The organism is Streptacidiphilus pinicola, from assembly GCF_003258295.1.
Lineage (GTDB): Bacteria > Actinomycetota > Actinomycetes > Streptomycetales > Streptomycetaceae > Streptacidiphilus > Streptacidiphilus pinicola.
Genome location: NZ_QKYN01000160.1, coordinates 1 through 17,861, shown reverse-complemented (window position 1 = coordinate 17,861; position 17,861 = coordinate 1). Strand labels below are relative to the sequence as shown.

The 17,861-nt window shown below is 72.2% G+C and carries 18 protein-coding genes and 1 pseudogene; 8 read left to right on the top strand and 11 right to left on the bottom strand.

The features are described 5' to 3' along the window. Positions 1–76: 76 nt before the first annotated feature. Positions 77–1,621 carry an FAD-binding oxidoreductase gene (locus tag DN069_RS32920; RefSeq protein ID WP_111506909.1) on the bottom strand — a complete coding sequence of 515 codons (1,545 nt, stop codon included), beginning with the start codon at positions 1,619–1,621 and terminating at the stop codon, positions 77–79. Positions 1,622–1,986: 365 nt separating this feature from the next. On the opposite strand from DN069_RS32920, the gene ndk reads away from it, so the two are divergent. Further along, entirely contained in the window at positions 1,987–2,445 is a 459-nt protein-coding gene (ndk, locus tag DN069_RS32915; RefSeq protein ID WP_111506908.1) for a nucleoside-diphosphate kinase, read from the top strand. Positions 2,446–2,492: 47 nt separating this feature from the next. On the opposite strand, the gene DN069_RS32910 is transcribed toward ndk, so the two are convergent. Beyond that, the gene (locus DN069_RS32910) at positions 2,493–3,272 is read right to left on the bottom strand and encodes an NAD(P)H-dependent oxidoreductase (RefSeq protein ID WP_111506907.1); all 780 of its coding nucleotides are present in this window, start codon (positions 3,270–3,272) and stop codon (positions 2,493–2,495) included. Between the two features lie 152 nt (positions 3,273–3,424). Here DN069_RS32910 and DN069_RS32905 point away from each other — a divergent pair, with 152 nt between their 5' ends. Then, the gene (locus DN069_RS32905) at positions 3,425–4,306 is read left to right on the top strand and encodes a helix-turn-helix transcriptional regulator (protein WP_111506906.1); all 882 of its coding nucleotides are present in this window, start codon (positions 3,425–3,427) and stop codon (positions 4,304–4,306) included. Here the strand turns inward: DN069_RS32905 and pucL are convergent. Beyond that, positions 4,296–5,237 carry a factor-independent urate hydroxylase gene (pucL, locus tag DN069_RS32900; RefSeq protein WP_111506905.1) on the bottom strand — a complete coding sequence of 314 codons (942 nt, stop codon included), beginning with the start codon at positions 5,235–5,237 and terminating at the stop codon, positions 4,296–4,298. The genes DN069_RS32905 and pucL overlap by 11 nt on opposite strands. 294 nt (positions 5,238–5,531) lie before the next feature. On the opposite strand from pucL, the gene DN069_RS32895 reads away from it, so the two are divergent. After that, on the top strand, positions 5,532–5,915 hold the full coding sequence (locus DN069_RS32895; protein WP_243640063.1) for a VOC family protein: 384 nt from the start codon (positions 5,532–5,534) through the stop codon (positions 5,913–5,915). Positions 5,916–6,136: 221 nt separating this feature from the next. On the opposite strand, the gene DN069_RS32890 is transcribed toward DN069_RS32895, so the two are convergent. Further along, positions 6,137–7,012, bottom strand: coding sequence for an SDR family oxidoreductase (locus tag DN069_RS32890; RefSeq protein WP_111506903.1), 876 nt, complete (start codon positions 7,010–7,012; stop codon positions 6,137–6,139). Positions 7,013–7,118: 106 nt separating this feature from the next. Between DN069_RS32890 and DN069_RS32885 the strand changes: the two genes are divergently transcribed. Together DN069_RS32885 and DN069_RS42500 are read left to right on the top strand one after the other, a co-directional pair. Further along, the gene (locus tag DN069_RS32885; RefSeq protein WP_424556354.1) at positions 7,119–7,532 is read left to right on the top strand and encodes a winged helix-turn-helix transcriptional regulator; all 414 of its coding nucleotides are present in this window, start codon (positions 7,119–7,121) and stop codon (positions 7,530–7,532) included. Positions 7,533–7,603: 71 nt separating this feature from the next. Beyond that, entirely contained in the window at positions 7,604–7,735 is a 132-nt protein-coding gene (locus DN069_RS42500; RefSeq protein WP_279387943.1) for a hypothetical protein, read from the top strand. Between the two features lie 7 nt (positions 7,736–7,742). Here the strand turns inward: DN069_RS42500 and DN069_RS32880 are convergent, their stop codons facing one another. Next, a complete protein-coding gene (locus DN069_RS32880; RefSeq protein WP_133260118.1) occupies positions 7,743–8,279 on the bottom strand; it encodes a hypothetical protein in 537 nt (178 codons plus the stop codon). A 265-nt stretch (positions 8,280–8,544) separates the two neighbouring features. On the opposite strand from DN069_RS32880, the gene DN069_RS32875 reads away from it, so the two are divergent. Together DN069_RS32875 and DN069_RS32870 are read left to right on the top strand one after the other, a co-directional pair. After that, positions 8,545–9,087 carry a DoxX family protein gene (locus tag DN069_RS32875; protein ID WP_165845742.1) on the top strand — a complete coding sequence of 181 codons (543 nt, stop codon included), beginning with the start codon at positions 8,545–8,547 and terminating at the stop codon, positions 9,085–9,087. A gap of 99 nt (positions 9,088–9,186) precedes the next feature. Then, positions 9,187–10,017, top strand: coding sequence for an ATP-grasp domain-containing protein (locus DN069_RS32870; protein WP_111506899.1), 831 nt, complete (start codon positions 9,187–9,189; stop codon positions 10,015–10,017). 54 nt (positions 10,018–10,071) lie between these two features. Here the strand turns inward: DN069_RS32870 and DN069_RS32865 are convergent, their stop codons facing one another. Then, the gene (locus tag DN069_RS32865) at positions 10,072–11,946 is read right to left on the bottom strand and encodes an arabinofuranosidase catalytic domain-containing protein (protein ID WP_111506898.1); all 1,875 of its coding nucleotides are present in this window, start codon (positions 11,944–11,946) and stop codon (positions 10,072–10,074) included. A gap of 386 nt (positions 11,947–12,332) precedes the next feature. Between DN069_RS32865 and DN069_RS32860 the strand changes: the two genes are divergently transcribed. Next, complete coding sequence (locus tag DN069_RS32860) at positions 12,333–13,370, top strand: LacI family DNA-binding transcriptional regulator (protein WP_111506897.1); 1,038 nt, start codon at positions 12,333–12,335, stop codon at positions 13,368–13,370. 38 nt (positions 13,371–13,408) lie between these two features. Here the strand turns inward: DN069_RS32860 and DN069_RS32855 are convergent, their stop codons facing one another. From DN069_RS32855 to DN069_RS32835, 5 genes and pseudogenes are all read right to left on the bottom strand, one after another. Continuing rightward, positions 13,409–14,518, bottom strand: coding sequence for an aldose epimerase family protein (locus DN069_RS32855; RefSeq protein WP_111506896.1), 1,110 nt, complete (start codon positions 14,516–14,518; stop codon positions 13,409–13,411). A 9-nt stretch (positions 14,519–14,527) separates the two neighbouring features. Then, positions 14,528–15,562, bottom strand: a complete 1,035-nt coding sequence (locus DN069_RS32850) for a LacI family DNA-binding transcriptional regulator (RefSeq protein WP_111506895.1) — start codon at positions 15,560–15,562, stop codon at positions 14,528–14,530. Between the two features lie 70 nt (positions 15,563–15,632). Next, the gene (locus tag DN069_RS32845) at positions 15,633–16,670 is read right to left on the bottom strand and encodes an ABC transporter permease (RefSeq protein ID WP_111506894.1); all 1,038 of its coding nucleotides are present in this window, start codon (positions 16,668–16,670) and stop codon (positions 15,633–15,635) included. Further along, positions 16,667–17,629: an ABC transporter permease gene (locus DN069_RS32840; protein WP_111506893.1), complete on the bottom strand. Its 963-nt coding sequence runs from the start codon at positions 17,627–17,629 to the stop codon at positions 16,667–16,669. The genes DN069_RS32845 and DN069_RS32840 overlap by 4 nt, the downstream gene beginning before the upstream one ends. Further along, positions 17,626–17,861: pseudogene (locus DN069_RS32835) on the bottom strand (hypothetical protein); the annotation flags it as partial. The gene DN069_RS32840 and the pseudogene DN069_RS32835, both read right to left, overlap by 4 nt.

Below are 17,861 nucleotides of genomic sequence, written 5' to 3'. Positions count from 1 at the left end.
CTAAGCTGATTAGAGACGCTGCGCGATCACCGCCCACGCGTCAGGTCTCGCAGTCGATCAATTGACCCAAACTCCTTCAGGCGAAGGCCACATTCTGGCGGAAGGCGAAGACCCGGTCGGGGTCGTAGTGGCGCGCCACCGCCTTCAGGCGGTTGAGGTTGCCGCCGTAGTATGCGTGGCCCCAGTCGGGCAGGCTCGCGTCGATGTAGTTGACGTACGCGCCGGTCGCGCCCAGTCGGGCAAGGCCGTCGCGGATCTCGTCGACCGTGTGGGTCGTCGCGCGTCGGCCGGACGGAGTCGCGCTCGCGTAGACCTGGGCGCTCGCGAGGGACGAGCGGTGCGGGAACGCCGTAGCGTCGGGGCGGAGCTGGGAGACCGCGCCGCCCAGGGAGTCAAGGAGAAGGTCGACACCCCGGCGCCCGGTCATCAGGTCCGTGATCCGGCCGGCGTCGAGCGGGTGCGGGCCGAGCATCCGCGAGGCCGCGACGAAGGACTCGCGCGGGAGCCGGCCGCCCTCGGAGACCGGGTGGCACTGCGAGAGGGTGTCGTTGGAGCAGCCGGCCATGTAGCTCATCGCCGCCAGGTAGCTCTTCGGCGCCACATTTCGCCTGGTAGGCCGCACACCCGCGGCGGCAACCAGCCGGTCCAGCAGCCGGCTCGCGCGGTCCTGGCCGCCGACATAGCAGCCGACCAGGCGTGCTGACGGCGGGTTGCCGCCGGCGACCTGGCAGCTCGCCCACATCTCGAACGGCGCGCGGGCGATCCACTCCTGCCAGGCGCCGATGACTGAGGCGGCCGAGCCCCTGGGGAAGCCGAGCGAGAAGACCGTCAGCCCGGGGGCCGGCTCGGTCTTGAACGAGAACTGCGTCACCACGCCGAAGTTGCCACCGCCACCGCCACGCAGCGCCCAGTACAGGTCGGGCTCCGAGCCGGGCGAGGCGGTGCGCAGGCGTCCGTCGGCGGTGACCACTTCGGCCGAGACCAGTCGGTCGCAGGTCAGGCCGTACTTGCGGGCCAGCACACCGATCCCGCCGCCGAGGGTGAGTCCGCTGACGCCGACGGTCGGGCAGGATCCGGCCGGCAGCAGCCGGCCGGCGTGGGCCAGGGCCGTGTAGACCTCGATCAGCCGGGCGCCGGCGCCCACCACGGCGGTGCCGTCGGGGCGAACGTGGACCTGGGACATCAAGCGCAGGTCGATGACCAGGCCGCCGTTCGGGACGCTGTAGCCGAGGTAGCTATGACCGCCGCTGCGGGCGGCGATCGGGATGCCGTGGCCGCGGGCGACGTCGAGGCAGGCCTGGACGTCGGCCGCGGAGGTACACCGGGCCACGGCGGCGGGCCGCTGACCGTCGTTCAGTTGGTTGAAGCCCAGGCGGTAGCCGGAGTAGCCAGGGTCGCCCGGCAGCACCAGCCGGCTGCCCAGCCGCTTGCGCAGCGCCCGCCAGTCGGGCGGGAGGTGCGCCCCGATGTGAGCGCGCGCCGGCCACGCGTCGACCGACACCGCAGAGCCGGCGCCGTTCAGTCCCGCGCGATCCTGTGCCGCCGCCCGCTGAGTGCCCGCCAGCACCGCCGCCCCGCCCACGCCCAGCGCGGTCAGAAGGCTCCGTCGATCGACCGTCATGCGTCTGCTCCTCTCAGCGGGTCGGCGCGTCGTGCGGCCGACTGCGCCCTGATCCGTACCCGAGGACGCGCCTCCGGCGCGCCGGGTTCCCCGGTCCGACCCTCGTTCGGCCCATGACCTTCTCTGTGGCACCGCAACGGGTTCCGGCCTCCGGTCCCGGCTTGACGTGCGCCGCCTGTCAGCCGCGTCGAATGGCGGTGTCACCGGACACGGAGGTGTCGCAAGCCGCTGATAAGGGCACGAGCAGCGCCGGGCGGACGGAACATCGGATTTGCCGAGCGAAGATCCGGCATCCCTGACAGATTGGTACACAGACCTACGGCGTCATCCATCCATGACCTCTTGAGCCACCAGGAGTTGACTTGATGTCATCACCGCTCCAGCGCACGCTGATCCTGCTCAAGCCCGACGCCGTGGGTCGTGGCCTGATAGGCGAGATCATCTCGCGGATCGAGCGCAAGGCGAACTGGCACATCGCGGCCATGGACCTGCGCACACTGGACGTCGCCACCTTGGAGCGGCACTACGCCGAGCACGTCGGCAAGCCGTTCTTCGGGTCGTTGGTGGCGTTCATGTCCTCCGGCCCCTCGGTGGCCGTGATCGTCGAGGGCGAGCACGTCATCGAGGGCGTGCGTCTGCTCGCGGGGAGGACGAACCCCCTGGAGGCCGGGCCGGGGACCGTGCGCGGGGACTTCGCCAGCGTCACCCAGGAGAACCTGATCCACGCCTCCGACTCCGAGGAGTCCGCCGAGCGCGAGATCGGGATCTTCTTCCCGTCCGCCGTCCGGAGGGACGCCCGCGTCCCAGCGGTGTCCGCGGACTGATCGTCCGTCACCACGGCCCGATCTGGACGCGTGGGCGACGGCCGGCGTCAGCCGCGCACGTGCAGCCCGAAGCCCGTGCGGCCGGCGGGTTCCAGGCCGTCCCTCAGCTGCAGCGAGGGGATGTCGTAGTCGCCGAAGTTCTGCCGCCGGAACGCGATCGGCTCGGTCGACTCCAGCGTGAGCAGCCTCTGCCGCCAGGCCTTGGCGACGTCCGGGTAGTCCTCGCCCGTCATCCGGTCGGTGCCGTACAGGACGAACGGCGGCAGCACCTCCAGGCCCGGGTAGTGGAGGATGCCGTGCTGGAACGGGAACAGCAGGTCGTCGATGGGTCCGTTGATCCCGCGTGCGGTGTAGTGCGACTCCGGGCCGCCGACGGTCAGCGACAGCAGGGCACGCCTGCCGGCGAGGGTGCCTTCGCCGAAGCGCTCGCCGTACTTGGTGTCGCTGTGCTCGCCGACGCCGTAGGCGAAGCGGTACGTGAACACCCGGTCCACCCAGCCCTTGAGGATGGCGGGCATCGTGTACCACCACAGCGGGAACTGGAAGATGACGGTGTCGGCCCACAGCAGCTTCTCCTGCTCGGCAAGGACGTCCGCGGTGAGCGTCCCGGCGTCGAAGGCCCGGCCGGAGTCCAGGACGACCTTCAGTGGGCTGGAGGCCGCCGGGCCGTAGTCCGCGGCGTCCACGACCGCCTTCCAGTTCATCGCGTACAGGTCGCTCACCCGCACGTCGTGCCCGGCGGCTTCCAAGGTCGCGACCGCCAGGTCCTTCAGTGAGCTGTTGAGCGACTGCGGCTCCGGGTGGGCGTGGACGATCAGCGTCTTCACGGGGGCTCCTTCGCATCGGATCGATGCCCCCGATCCTGGACGCCACCCCGCCCGGTGTTCAGGGGCGCCGCTTCCGTCGGACGGGACTTCCTGGTACCGACAGGACCACCCTCACGGGCCCACCGCGACCGACCCGAAGCCATACTGACGACATGGACGATCTCGCGGGATTCCTGCGGACCCGGCGCGCCCGGGTCGATCCGGCGGTCGTCGGCATCCCCACGGACAGCCGCCGCCGGGTCGAAGGGCTGCGCCGCGAAGAGGTCGCGCACCTGTCGGGCGTCAGCGTCGACTACTACGTACGCCTGGAGCAGGGCCGCGCAACCCAGCCCTCCGAGCAGGTCCTCGACGCGCTCGCCCGTGTGCTCGACCTCGACGAGACCGAGCGCGGGCACCTCTACCGCCTCGCCCGCCAGCGGCGTCGGCGCGGGAAGGCTCCGGGCGGACGGGTCCGCCCGGAGCTGCTGCGTGTCCTCGAACTGGTCACCGACGCACCGGCGATGCTCATGAACCACCGCCTGGACGTACTGGCGGGGAACCGGCTCGCCGGGCTCCTCCTCGGCGGCCCGATGCCGGGCCTGAACACCGCCCGGCACATCTTCCTCGAGGAGGCCGAGCGCGGCCTCTACGCGGACTGGGAGAGCTGCACCCGCGACGTGGTGGGGCACCTGCGCCTGGCCGCCGGCCGGTACCCGGAGGACCCGCGACTGGCCTCGCTCATCGGCGAGTTGGCGATGGGAAGCGAGCGCTTCCGCCGCCTCTGGGCCCGCGCGGACGTGCGCGCCCGCACCCACGGACGCAAGGCCTACCGGCACCCCCTGGTCGGACTGCTGGAGCTGCACCAGGAGAACTTCGCGCTGCCGAACGAGCCGGGAATCGAGCTGCTGGTGCTCTCCGCGGCCCCCGGCAGCCCCGCCGAGGACGGGCTGCGCCTGCTCGCGGGCCTCGGCGCCGACCCGGGGCATCCCTCACCCGTCGACAAGGAGCCGGCCGCGTCAGGCGACCGGCCCCCGGACACACAGGTCAGGCGGTGATCCAGTCGCTGGTGGCGATGACGGGCTTGACGCCCTCACGGTGGATCGTGCCCTCGATCAGGCCGTACATCCGGTCCGCCGCGTAGTAGACCTCGTTGTCGTTCTTCAGCCCGAACGGGTCGAGGTCGACCAGGAAGTGATGCTTGTTCGGCAGGTTGAGCCGGACCTCGTTCACCTCCGGCCGGTTGTCCATGACCCGCCCGGCCATCGCGAAGAGCGTCTGCTGCAGGGAGTAGCTGTAGGTCTCGGCAAACGCTTCGAGCAGGTGCCGCTTGGACTCCTCGTAGGAGCGGTTCCAGTCGAAGTCCTCCCGGCCCGTCGCGGCGGCCGAGTGGGCCCAGCGGGCGGTGACCTTCGTGGCCAGGATCCGGTCGTGCGCTTCCTTCAGCGTCGTGTACCTGTCCTTGATGTAGCCGTGGAACTCGGAGTTGGTGGAGTTCAGCACGGTCAGCTCCTTCAGACCGGAGATGACCTGGAGGGCGCCGGTGTCGCCGCTGTAGGTGACCTGGGCGGTGCGGATCTCCTGGCCCTTGCGGACGAAGGAGTGCTGCTGCTCTCGCCCGGCGACCGGGATCCGGTCCCAGGCGTACTCCTCGACCCGGATCTGCGCCTCGTGGATCACCGGCTGCGAGGTGACGAAGTGCTTGGCGAGCAGGATGCCGAAGGCCTCGGCGGACGCGACGCCGTGCTCCTTCGCGAAGGCGTAGACGGTGTTCTTGGTGGTGTCGGTGGGCAGGCAGTTGCTGTTGTCGCCGCTGTAGTGGACCTCGCCGAACTCGCCGCGCAGCGCGACGGAGACGTTGAGGTCGGTGATGTCGTGCCAGCCGCCGTTGTTGCCGCGTCGGGTGATCTTCACGATGCGGTTCTCGGCCTTGCCGTACTGGTTCTGGTCCAGGACGTACGCGCTCACGCGTGGTACTCCGCTCTTCATGGTGGATGTGTGTCTCCACCACCGCGGAGCCCGGACGCGCCATAGCGGCGGACGGTGGCGTGCGGACCCACAAGGGGGTGGAGGGTGATCCCACACGCCCGGCGTCCAGCGCCCGAGCCACAAGGGGGCGCTCCCCGCCGTCCGGCCCCGGGTCACAGGGGCCGCTCCGGGACTGATGCTCATCCCGGTCCATTTGGAGGTCGCGGACACTCAAGCACACCTGCGGTGCCACGCGCCAGAGGGTGTTCATGCAGTCGCCGGGCGCGAGGAGCACTCATCAGGCAGGCTACGGGCATGAGATCTCGCACGGGTGGCATGTGGTGGGGAACGACGGTCGAGGCGCCGGACCCCAGCGGTCTGGCGACGTTCTACGCGGAGCTCCTCGGGTGGCCCGTCGTTCACGAGGAGCCGGGAACAGCCGTCGTCGCCTCCTCCCCGCAGGGGCCGTTCCTGGTGTTCCAGCAGGCGGACGGCTACCGTGCGCCGGTCTGGCCTCCGGTCGACGGGCAGCAGCGCCCGATGATGCACTTCGACTGCCAGGTCGGGGACCTGGACTCGGCCGTTGCCGAGGCGGCGGCCTTGGGGGCCACTGTCGCGGACCACCAGCCCCAGGAGAACGTCCGGGTGCTGTTCGACCCCGCCGGACATCCCTTCTGTCTCTGCTTCGAGCAGGGATGACCGGTCGGGTCTGAGCTGATCAGGTGGTTCACCGGGCGCGACCGGCCTGCCACGGCCCCCTACGCGCTGGGCAACGTGCTGCTCACCCTCTGGGAATCGGTGATCGTCCTGCCCACCCGCTGACGCCACGGTCGGCCGCCGCCTGGGCCGGCGTGACGGCGTTGAGGGACCGGGCGCTGCCCGCCGGGGTGGCGGGGCAGCGCCCGGTCGGGTCGGGGGCGTCAGGCGTTGGTGCGGACCGCGTGCACGGCGGCGCCGATCGCGTCGCGCAGCGGTGTGGTGGGGCGGCCGATGAGGCGGGCCAGGTCGCCGCCGGCGGTGTGGAGTTCACCGCGGCCGAGGCCCTGGTCGGCGTCGGCGAGGATCTCGGCGACGACCTGCGGGAGGCCGTTGGCGGTCAGCGCCCGGGCGTGGTCGGCCTCCGGGACGTCGGTGTAGCGGACCTGGGTGCCGGACCGCTCGGTGATCTCGGCGGCAAGCTCGGTGAGGGTGAATGCCTCGTCGCCGCCCAGCTCGTATGCCTGGCCGGCGTGGCCGTCCGTGGCGAGGACCGCCGCGGCCGCAGCGGCGTAGTCCGCGCGCGGGGCGGCGCTGACGCGGCCCTCGCCCGCGCTGCCGAGCAGGGTGCCGTACTGGAGGACGGGGGCGAGGTGGTCGGTGTAGTTCTCCACGTACCAGCTGTTGCGCAGCAGCGTGAACGGCACGCCGCTGTCGCGGAGCAGGGCCTCGGTGGCCTGGTGGTCCTGGGCCAGGAGCATGGTGCTGGTGTCGGCGTTGACGATGCTGGTGTAGGCGATGAGCTCGACGCCGGCGTCGCGCGCGGCCTCGATCGCGTTGCGGTGCTGCTGGACGCGCACGCCCGGCTCGCTGCCGGAGACCAGCAGGACGCGGCGGGCACCGTCGAACGCCGCGCGCAGGCTCGCCGGGTCGTCGTAGTCGGCGACGCGCAGCTGGACGCCTCGGTCGGCGAGGTCCTTCAGTCGGCCGAGGTCGCGCCCGGTGGCAACGATGTCGGCGGCGGGCACGCCGCGGTCGAGGAGGTTCTCGACGACCAGGCGGCCGAGCTGTCCGGTGGCGGCGGTGACGACGAGTGTCATGGGAGTGGGCTCCTTGTCGACGGGTCGATCGGTTGCCTCGGTCAACAGCGCCCCGCGCCCGTACCGTTCCCATGCGGTGGTACGCACTTTGAAGTATGGTACTGACGTGGAGGAAAGTATCGAGGCCAAGGGGCTTGCCCGAGGGAATCTCTCGGCGAATGTCTTCGAGCCGAACTGCCCGAGCCGGCTGCTGCTGGACCACGTCACCAGCCGCTGGGGCGTGCTGGTCCTGGTCGCGCTCTCGAACGGCACGATGCGCTGGGGCGAGGTCCGCCGCTGGGTGAAGGGCATCACCGAGAAGATGCTGGCCAGCACCCTGCGCACGCTGGAGTCGGACGGCCTGGTGCTGCGGGAGGTCCATCCGGTGGTCCCGCCCCGAGTGGACTACAGCCTCACCGAGCGCGGTCGGGAAGTGGTCGCGCTGCTGCTCCCGCTGGTGGAGTGGGTGACGGTCCACACGGCGGCGGAGACCGAGGCCTGGGCCGCAGCCGGGACCGCGGCCGAAGAATCGACGGGCTGACGGAACGAGCCGGCCGGTCCACGGGGGCGCGCGCTTCGATCCCGGCCCGACGGCACCGTTACCCTGCGCGGATGGACGAGGAACTGCCACCGGTCGACGCCCGCGAGCTCTTCGAGGCGCTACGGGAACACGAGGGCCCAGACGTCTTCGGGGCGGTGGGTCGGTGCCGCCGCACCGCCCGAGGACGCCTCGGTTTGAACTGACCCCGCCTCAGTTCACCGACTGGTTCCAGGTGACCGGGTAGGTGGGCACGATCTTGCCGCTGCAGTTCTTCACGTACACCGCCGGGCGGGCGCCCAGGTAGGTGATGGTGACGCGGGTGTAGCGGTACTCGCCCGGGTGCCCCTTGACCGCCGCGCTGCCGTACAGCTCGACCACGACCGGACCGTTGAGGATGTGTCCGCTCGCGCAGTTGGGGATGCAGTCCTTCCACCACGCGGTCCCGGAGGCGCTGGCGAGCTGCGGCGTCCAGCTCGTCCAGTGCAGGCCCTTGAGGCCGAGACCGTAGTCCGCGCAGGCCAGCACGATGGTCCCCGGCTCGACCTGCGCGTGGCCGCAGTCGGTCACCACGTAGCGCGGAGCGGCGGCCCGCGCCGTGGCGGCCGCCGGCGTCGTCTTCGCGTGCGAGGCGGTCGCCGCGGTCGCCGCGTCGGCGGCGCCGAACAGGCCCACGGACAGGCCGATCGCGGCCGCGGCCCCCGCAGCGGCCGTCCTGACGGTCCTGGAGTGTCTCCAACTCGTTTTCATAGATGCCCCCCGGCACAATTTCTGCACATACTGACAACGCCTCAGACGCCCTCCGTACGCCTCCGGTTGCGCCGGCGCCGACCGGATGTCAGCCCGTGAGCCCGACCCCCGCGGAGCGCTGCGCGCACTGTGGGAGGGGCATCCGCTGATCCTCCTGATCCTCCGCCCTGGCGATTCAGGTTTTCGTCAAGCCCGGCACCCAGCCCAGTACCACACCATGGCGACTGCCCCCTCAAGCCCCGCTACAGTCCGACTGGAGTGCCGTATGCCCAACCTCAGCGACGCGGGTACCCTCACCGCCCGCGTCCTCACGTCCCTGATCTTCGTCGGCGCAGGCCTCACCCAGGCCACCGACCCGCACGAGCCTCTTCACATGATCACCCACCGCGGGCTCCCCCTCGCCCACGTGCTCTACGTCGCGTCCACCGCCGTGCTGCTCGGCGGCGCGCTGTCGCTGCTCGTGGGCTGGCGCACCCGGTGGGGCTCGATCGCCCTGCTGCTGTTCATCGTGCCGGCCACCTTCCTGTTCCACCTGCACTCCGACCAGGCCGACATCGAACTGTTCACCCGCGACCTGGCCATCGCCGGCGGACTCATCCTGCTGATCCAGCACGGCCCCGGCCGCCTCAGCCTCGACGCCCGCGCCCAGCGCCGACGCCTCACCCTCCCGGAGCCCGGGACCAGATCCGCCGCCGTGGCGGCCACGGGCGGAGCGACGGCACAGCCGTGGCGCGACGCGCCCGCGGTGGAGGCCGCCCTCGTCCCCGCCCGCCGGGACACCGTCGGGGCTGGTCACCAGGGGGCGTGAGCCCTTCCGGCGGTCGGCCGGACCGGGTGCGACGTCGACGACGCCGTCGCACTCGGTCCGGCTGCTAGGTTGGCCGCCACTCGACCGAGAGGTGCCTCCATGCCGGCCCGCCCCCGCGTCCTGTTCGTGACGGACCTCGCCTACCAGGCCCGGGGCCGGCGCTACTGCGACGAGGACATCTTCCTGACCTCGCGCCTGCGCGCGCACTTCGACCTCGCGCTGTGCCATCCGCTGGACGCCGCCGCGCTCATGGACGCCTTCGACGCGGTGGTGGTCCGCAACAGCGGCCCGGTGCTGCACTACCAGGCGGAGTACGAGGCGTTCCGCCGAGAGGCCGCCGCACGCGGGACGCGGGTCTACAACCCGCTGACCGGCCGTGGCGACATGGCGGGCAAGCAGTACCTGCTGGACCTCACCGCCGCCGGCTACCCGGTCATCCCGACCGTCGACCGGCCCCAGGAGCTGGGCCGCCTGCCCGAGGCGGCCGAGTACGTGGTCAAGCCGAAGGTCGGCGCCGACTCCATAGGGCTGCGCATCCTCCCGCTCGAGCACCTCGGCGAGCTCACCTACGGCGACATCCTGGTCCAGCCGCGCGTCGACTTCCGCTACGAGGTGTCCTTCTACTTCGTCGACGACACCTGCCAGTACGCCCTCCACGCCCCCGACCCCGATCGGCGCTGGGCCTTGGAGCCCTACGAGCCGACCGCCGCCGACCTCGACTTCGCCCGCCGCTTCGTCGACTGGAACGGCCTCGGCCACGGCATCCAGCGCGTCGACGCCTGCCGCACCCAGGAGGGCGACCTGCTGCTGGTCGAACTCGAGGACCTCAATCCCTACCTCTCCCTCGACCTCCTCCCGGACCCCACCCGCGAGGCCTTCGTCACCGCGATGACCACCTCGCTGCACCGCTTCCTCGGAGCGCCCGGCTGAATCTCCTGGCAGGCGCGGGGGCGTGACGGCGGCACCGTCACGCCCCCGCTCGGGTCACTGCAGGGCGAACTTCTGGGCGCCGGAGCCGTTGCAGGTCCAGATCTGGAGCCGGGTCCCGTTGGCGGTGTTACCGCTCGGGTCGTCCAGGCACAGGCCCGACTGCGGGTTCAACAGCGAACCGTCCGACTGCTGCACCCACTTCTGGCCACCCACCCCGTTGCAGTCCCACAACTCCACCGGCGTGCCCGCCGCCGTGCCGTCGCCGTTGATGTCCAGGCAACGGCCCAGCGTCTCCAGCGAGTTGTCGGCGTTGTGGAACCAGTGCTGGTCGACCGCGTAGGACTGGCAGCCCCACAGGTCGACGGCGGTGCCGTCGGCGCCGGTGTCGTCGCCGAGGACGTCGACGCACTGGCCTCCGGGGCCGATCACGGGGGCGCCGCCGTTCACGGTGAACTTCTGTGCGCCGGAGCCGTTGCAGGTCCAGATCTGCAGCCGGGTCCCGTTGACCGTGTTACCGCTCGGGTCGTCGAGACAGAGGCCCGACTGCGGGTTCAACAGCGAACCGTCCGACTGCTGCACCCACTTCTGGCCGCCCACACCGTTGCAGTCCCACAACTCCACCGGGGTGCCCGCCGCCGTGCCGTCGCCGTTGATGTCCAGGCAACGGCTGATCGTGCTGAGGGAGCCGTCGGCGTTGTGGGTCCAGTGCTGGTCCTCGGCGTAGGACTGGCAGTTCCACAACTGGACCGCCGTGCCGTCAGCGCCGGTGTCGTCGCCCGCCACGTCGACGCACTGGCCGCCGGGGCCGGCGACGGTGCCCTGCGGGCCGTTGGGCACGTCGGTCTCCCCTGCGTAGCCGACGGAGACGATGTTCGCCTGGACGGCGTTCTCGGTGGCGTCGGTCGGGAAGCCGGAGACCATGACGCCCTCGAAGAAGGTGCCACGGTTCCAGTTGCTGTTGTCGCCGCCGGTGCCCAGGATGATGCCGCCCTCCTGGTGCATCGGCATGTAGCCGCCGCGGGTGGGCAGGGAACCGTCCCACCACGTGGACAGGCCGCCCGACTGGGAGTTGCCGCCCTTGAGGGCGTAGGTGGTCTGGCCGTTGTCCTTCAGCATCGCGGTGACGTAGGTGCTGCTGTTGCCGGCGTTGGCGGTGTTGGAGCCGTTGTCGCCCTGGAACATGCCGTTCTCCATGTCCGCCTCGACCCACGGGCCGGAACCGGTGCACGGCGGGAAGTAGCAGGTGGTGGCGAGGCTGACGGCATCCATGTGGCCGTTGCCGGTGTCGGCCGGGGTGCTCTCGGCGTTGCCGTAGTCGAAGCAGCAGGCAGAGTTGACGTGGGTGCCGCTGGCGACCATGTAGGCGCCCTCGGCCTGGCCGTTGACCGCGACGCCGGACGCCGCGCCGGTGTAGCGGTAGCCGACGCCGGGCGAGATCCACACGCCGTAGACCTTGTGGCCGCCCGCGGTGACGGCGATCTCGCTCGCGTCGGCGCCCCGGTCCGCGCCCATGCCGGAGGTGCCGGACGGGCCGGGCGTCAGGTTGTTGCCGCGTCCGGTCTGGTCGTAGATCTCGGTGATCCGGCAGCTGCTGCCGGCGCAGAAGGTGTCCTGCTGACCGGCGTTGGCATAGCCGCCGGTCGCGAGCAGGCCGATGTCGGCGGTGGCGCCGTCGGAGGTCCGGGTCACCCGGTAGAGCGGCCCGTCGTAGGAGGAGAACAGGGCGCGGACGGTGCTGTGCGCGGCGACGCAGGGGGTGCCGCCGGCGGCGTAGAGGTCGCAGGGCAGCGAGCCGGCCGCGTGACCGACGGCGGGCAGGCCGACGAGCGCGGCGACGACGAGGGCGAGCGCGCCGACGGCCGAGCGGACGGCGCGCACGAGGTGCCGCAACGGTCCGGCGGAACCGGGGGGTGTGAGCTTGCTGGACATGGTGGCTCCTGGGGTGGAGTGGAGCAAGGGCCTGTCTTACGGATCAGGTCGGATCAGCACGCGGCGTCAGGGTGCGTGCATCGCAAGGCGGAGGTGGGGGCACCTCCCGGCCGAAGGCTGGGGGAGCGTGCCCTGACGCCGCGGGCCCGGCCTGATCCGTAAGACAGGCCCTCGCAGTGTCGTGTCGGGGGACCTTGCTGGACCGGGTGCGTGGGGCGTGCGGAGATGCGGGCGCGCCGGTGGCGCGCGTGCTCCCCTCAGCGGCGTCGGTCTGCCGCACGACTGACGGCAGATCACGGATGACCTTGTATTCTCACGTTGTAGTCGCGGCGCAGGTGCCGGCCTCGCTCCCTCGCGCACGGTCGGCGGAAGGTGGGGGTGCAGGCATGTCCGTGCCGACCGAGGGCCCGGCGGCCCCACGTCTGAAGGACGTGGCCGAGTTGGCCCAGGTGTCCGTCAAGACCGTGTCCAACGTGGTCAACGGGACGACGCCGGTGACCGAGGCGACGCGGGAGCGGGTCCAGCGCGCCATCGACATTCTGGGCTACCAGCCGAACGTGACGGCCCGTCGGCTGCGGACCGGCCGCAGCGGCGTGATCGCGCTGGCCTTTCCCGAGCTGCCCTCGCCGTACTTCGCCGAGCTCGCCGTCGAGGTGATCGCGGCGGCCCGGCGGGTCGGCATCACCGTGCTGATGGACGACACGGGTGGCGATCCGGCGGCGGAGCTGCGTATCGCCTCCGGTCTGGGCGATCCGATGATCGACGGGGTGATCCTGAGCCCGCTCGGCCTGGACCAGGCGACGCTGCTTTCGCGGTCGCGCGAGATCCCGCTGGTCCTGCTCGGCGAGGCCGACCTCGGGCCGGTCGCGGACCGGGTGCACATCGACAACGTGGCGGGCGCCCGCGCGGTGACCCGGCACCTGATCGACGAGGGCTACCGCCGTATCGCCGCGATCGGCTGGCAGGACCCCTCCCCGCGGGCCACGGCGGAGCAGCGCCTCGCGGGGTTCCGGTCGGCGCTGGAGGAGGCGGGCCTGACGGTCGATCAGGCGCTGCTGCCGCCGGTGCGCGCGTATTTCCGTCCCGACGGCGCCTCGGCGATGCGGCGGCTGCTGAAGCTGCCGGAGCGCCCCGACGCGGTCTTCTGCTTCAACGACCTGCTGGCGCTCGGCGCCCTGCGGGCCGCGCACGAGGCGGGGCTGCGGGTGCCGGAGGACATCGCGATCGTCGGCTTCGACGACGTGGAGGAGGCGGAGTACGCGATCCCCTCGCTCACCACCGTGGCGCCCGACAAGCGGCACATCGCGGAGCTGGCGGTGCGCTGCCTGATGGAGCGGATCGAGCGGCGCTACGACGGCCCGAGCCGGCTGATCACCCCGGGGTTCCGGGTCGTGGTGCGTGAGAGCAGCACCGGCAGGCGCTGAGCCACCGTCAGCCGCCGGACGGGCCAGGGGGCGGCCGGTCATGCTTGCCCCCGGCCGTCCTCGGGCGCGGTGCCGGACAGGTGGGGGAAGCGGAACTCGGTGGTGCTGCGGCGGACGGCGCCAGGGCGCAGTACCGGGTCGGGGAAGTCGGGCCGGTTGGGGGCGTCGGGGAACTGCTGGGTCTCCAGGCACAGGGCGGCGTGCCGTTCGTGCCGTTTGCCGTCCGGTCCGCGCAGCGAGCCGTCCAGGGCGTTGCCGGTGTAGACCTGCAGGCCGGGCTCGGTCGTCCAGACCTCCATCCGGCGTCCGCTGCCCGGCTCGTGCAGGCGGGCGGCGCGGCGCAGGACGCCAACCCGCGCTGGCGGCAGGACGAAGCAGTGGTCATAGCCCCCGGCTGCCACGAGCTGCGGATGGACCTCGTCGATGCGCTCGCCGAGCTCGTGCGGCGTGCGGAAGTCGAAGGGCGTGCCCGCCGTCGGCGCGGGCACGCCGAGCGGGATCGCCTCGGCGTCCACGGGGAGGTAGGCGTCGGCGTCCACGGCGAGGCGGTGGGCCAGGACGTCGCCGCGGCCGCCGCCGTCGAGGCCGAGGTGGAAGTAGGCGTGGTAGGTGAGGTTGACCGGGGTGGCCCGGTCGGTGCGGGCGGTCAGCTCCAGGCGCAGGGTGCCGTGGCGGTCGAGGGTGTAGTCGGCGGTGACGTCGAGGGTGCCGGGGAAGCCCATGTCGCCGTCGCGACTGCGCAGACTGAGCCGTAACCCGGCCGTGGGGCCGGGCAGCGGGACGGCCCGCCACAGGCGCCGGTGGAAGCCGTCCGGGCCGCCGTGCAGGGCGTGGCCCCGGTCGTTGACCGGCACCTGGTGGGTGCGGCCGTCGAGCGTGAAGCGGCCGTGGGCGAGGCGGTTGGCGTAACGGCCGACGAGGGCGCCCAGGTAGGCGGTGTCCGCCCGGTACGCGGCGAGGTCGGCGAGGCCGAGCACCACGGTCTCGGCGCGCCCCGAGCGGTCGGGGACCTCCAGGCGGTGCAGGACTCCCCCGTACTCCAGCACCTCGGCGCGGACCCCGCTCCCGGAGTCGAGCGTCCAGCGGGCGACGGGGGCGCCGTCGGGCAGGGTGCCGAACGGGGCTCGGGTCAGGCGGGGCTGCGGCATGGGGGTCCTTCAGTCGTGGGCGGTCGCGCGGCCGGTGGTGGACTCGCGGACGACGAGGGTGTGCCCGGGCAGGATGCGGCGCGGCACGAAGGGGGCCCGTGCGGGGGCGGCCTCGATGCGGGTGATCAGGCAGTCGACGGCCAGCCGGGCGATGGCCGCCTTGTCGGGTGCGACCGTGGTCAGCGAGACGCCGGCGTAGCGGCCGTCCTCGATGTCGTCGAAGCCGACCACGGCCACGTCCTGGGGGACGCGCAGCCCGCGTTCGGCCAGGACCCGCAGGGCGCCCAGCGCGACGAGGTCGTTGTAGGCGAAGACGGCGTCGGGCGGTTCGGAAAGGGCCAGCAGCCGGGTCATCGCGGCGGCGCCGTCGGCCCGGTCGTAGCCGTCGGTGGCGACGACGAGGTCGTCGCTCGGGGTGCCGCCGGCGCGCAGGATCTCCTCGCGCCAGCCGCGCAGCCGCAGGTGGGCGGGCTGCCGCAGGCTCTCCCTGCGGGCGCCGACGAAGGCGATCCGACGCCGCCCCAGGTCGATGAGGTGACGCACCGCCAGGCGGGCGGCGGCCACGTTGTCGATGGCGATGTGGTCGTAGGGGGCGTCGTACTCGCGCTCGCCGAGGAGCACCAGCGGCGGGCCGTCGGGGCGGCGCAACAGGTCCTCGTTCTCCAGTTGGATCGGGCTGAGGATCAGACCGTCGATCAGGTGGGAGCGGAAGCCCCGCGAGACGAGTGTCTCGTTGGCCCGCAGCCCGGCGGTGTGGTCGAGCAGCACGGTGTGGCCGTGGTGGGCCGCGGCGTCGATGACGGCCGCGGCCAGGTCCGCGAAGTAGGGGTTGCCCAGTTCGGGCACGGCCAGGGCGATGATCCCGCTGCGGCCGGTGCGCAGGTGGCGCGCGGTGGCGTTGGGGCGGTAGCCCAGCTCGTCGATGGCGCGCTGCACGCGTTCCCTGGTTCCGGGTCTGATGTGGGGGTAGTTGTTGACGACGTTGGAGACGGTCTTGGCCGACACTCCGGCGCGCAACGCGACGTCCTTGAGGCTCACGCCCACGGCTTGGTTCCCTCGACTCGGAGACGACCTGGTCGGTTGGCCGGTGGCGGCCGCGGCACCCCCTGCGGGTTCACTCCTCCTGGCGGCTCCGGTTCAGCAGCGCCTGGGCGAGCACGACCAGCGCCAGGAAGGCGCCGTTGACGGTGTCGGTGAAGGCGGAGCCGTACTGCGAGGCGTACTGGTCGATCAGGTTGTGGATCACAGCCAGCAGCAGCACCCCGCTGACGGTCCCGCCGACCGAGCCGCGCCCGCCGGTCAGCAGCGTGCCGCCGATGACGACGGAGGCGATGGCGGTCAGTTCGTAGCCGACGCCGATGGTGGTCACCCCCGAGCCGAGCCGGGAGCTGCCGAGTGCCCCGGCCGCGGCGGCGAGGGTCGCGGAGAGCACGTAGACGAGCAGCTTGGTGCGGGCGACGGGCAGGCCCATCAGCCGGGCCGCGTGCTCGTTGCCGCCGATGGCCGTCAGGTCGGCGCCGAACCTGGTGCGCGTCAGCAGCACCGTGCCGAGTCCGAAGAGGGCGGCCACCAGCAGGACCGGCGTCCAGGTGCCGGCGCCGAGGCTGCGGAAGGCGGAGCCGGGTGGCACCAGGTAGGTGGTGGCGCCCTCGTTGGTGACCAGTTGCAGCAGGCCCCGGGCGCCCAGGAGTCCGGCGAGCGTGACGATGAACGGGGCCATGCCGGCACGGGCGACGAGCAGGCCCTGGACGGTTCCCCACGCCGCGCCGACGGCGAGCGGCAGCGCGACGGCCAGCCAGGTGCCGTGCGTCTGGGCGCCGTACGCGGCGAGCACACCGCCCAGCGCGTACACGGAGCCGACGGACAGGTCGATGCCGCCGGTGATGATCACGAAGGTCATGCCGAGCGCGAGCAGCCACACGAAGGCGTTGTTGCCGAGGATGGCACTGATGTTGGACCAGGTCGGGAAGGTGGCCGAGACCACCGAGGCGACGGCGGCGACGAGCACCAGCACGACCAGCGCGCCGCGGCGCTGCACCTGCGCGGCGATCCGCTCGCGCCGCTCACGTGCGGTGGCGGCGGGCCCGCGGGCGGGCCGACGGGGTTCCGGTTCCTGGTCCGGTACGGCGGAGGTCAGGACGGTGGGACTCATCGGGTACCACGCTCCTGGGAGGCGTACACGGCGAGGCAGATGATGGCGGCCTCGACGATCTGGGTGACGGAGGTGTGCACGTTGTGCTGGGTCAGCACGGCGCTGATCAGCTGCATGAACAGCGCCCCGGCGACGGTGCCCAGCACCCGCACCCGGCCGCCGGTCAGCGGGGTGCCGCCGACGACGACGGCGGTGATGGCGTCGAGCTCCATGTTCAGGCCCTGGTTGGCCGGGTCCGCCTCGGCGCCGTGACCGACGATCAGCGCGCCCGCGAGGGCGGCCAGCACGCCGGAGAGCAGGTAGACGGTGATCAGCACCCGCCGCACCGGCAGCCCGGCGAGGCGGCTCGCGCGCCGGTTGTCGCCGACGGCCACGAGTTGGCGTCCGAAGGTGGTGCGGTGCACCAGCACGCCCGTCAGCGCCACGCAGGCGGCCGCGATCCAGGCCATCAGCGGGACGCCGGCGAAGCCGTCGGCGCCGAGGGAGAGCAGCCCGGCGTCGGTGACGGGCTTGGCGGAGTCGCCGTTGACCAGCTCCGCGAGACCGCGGACCCCGATCATCAGGGCGAGGGTGGCGACGATGGGCTGCACCTTGGTGAACGCGATCATCGCGCCGGCCGCCAGCCCGCTGACCGCCCCGAGGGCGAGCGCGACCAGCAGCGCCACCGGCAGCCCCCAGCCGACATAGAGCGGGATGACGGCGGCGGACAGGGCGATCACGGCGCCGACGGAGAGGTCGATGCCCTCGGTGCCGATGACCAGCGCCATGCCGAGTGCCACCAGCAGCGTCGGGGCGACCTGGAAGAGCTGGATGCGCAGGTTCCCGGCCGACAGGAAGCCGGTGTCGAGCGCGACGGAGACCACGAACAGCACGGCGAGGGCGGCGTAGACGCCGTACTGCTGGAGGAGGCGGCTGCGGTCGCGGTCGCGGACGACGTCCGCGAGCCCGAGGGCGGTCATGGGGCGGTGCCTTCCTGGTCGTCGGAGGGGGTGGGCTCGGGGGCGTCGGCCGTGGCCCGCGGCGGGTCCGGGTGGTGGGAGAGGGCCGCGAGCAGGCCGTCCTCGGTCACCTGCTCCCCCGTCAGTTCGCCGACGACCGAGCCCTCCTTGAGCACGACCACCCGGTCCGAGCCCTCGATCAGCTCCTCAGGGTCGGAGGAGATGAGCAGCACTCCGGAGCCGTCCGCGGCCC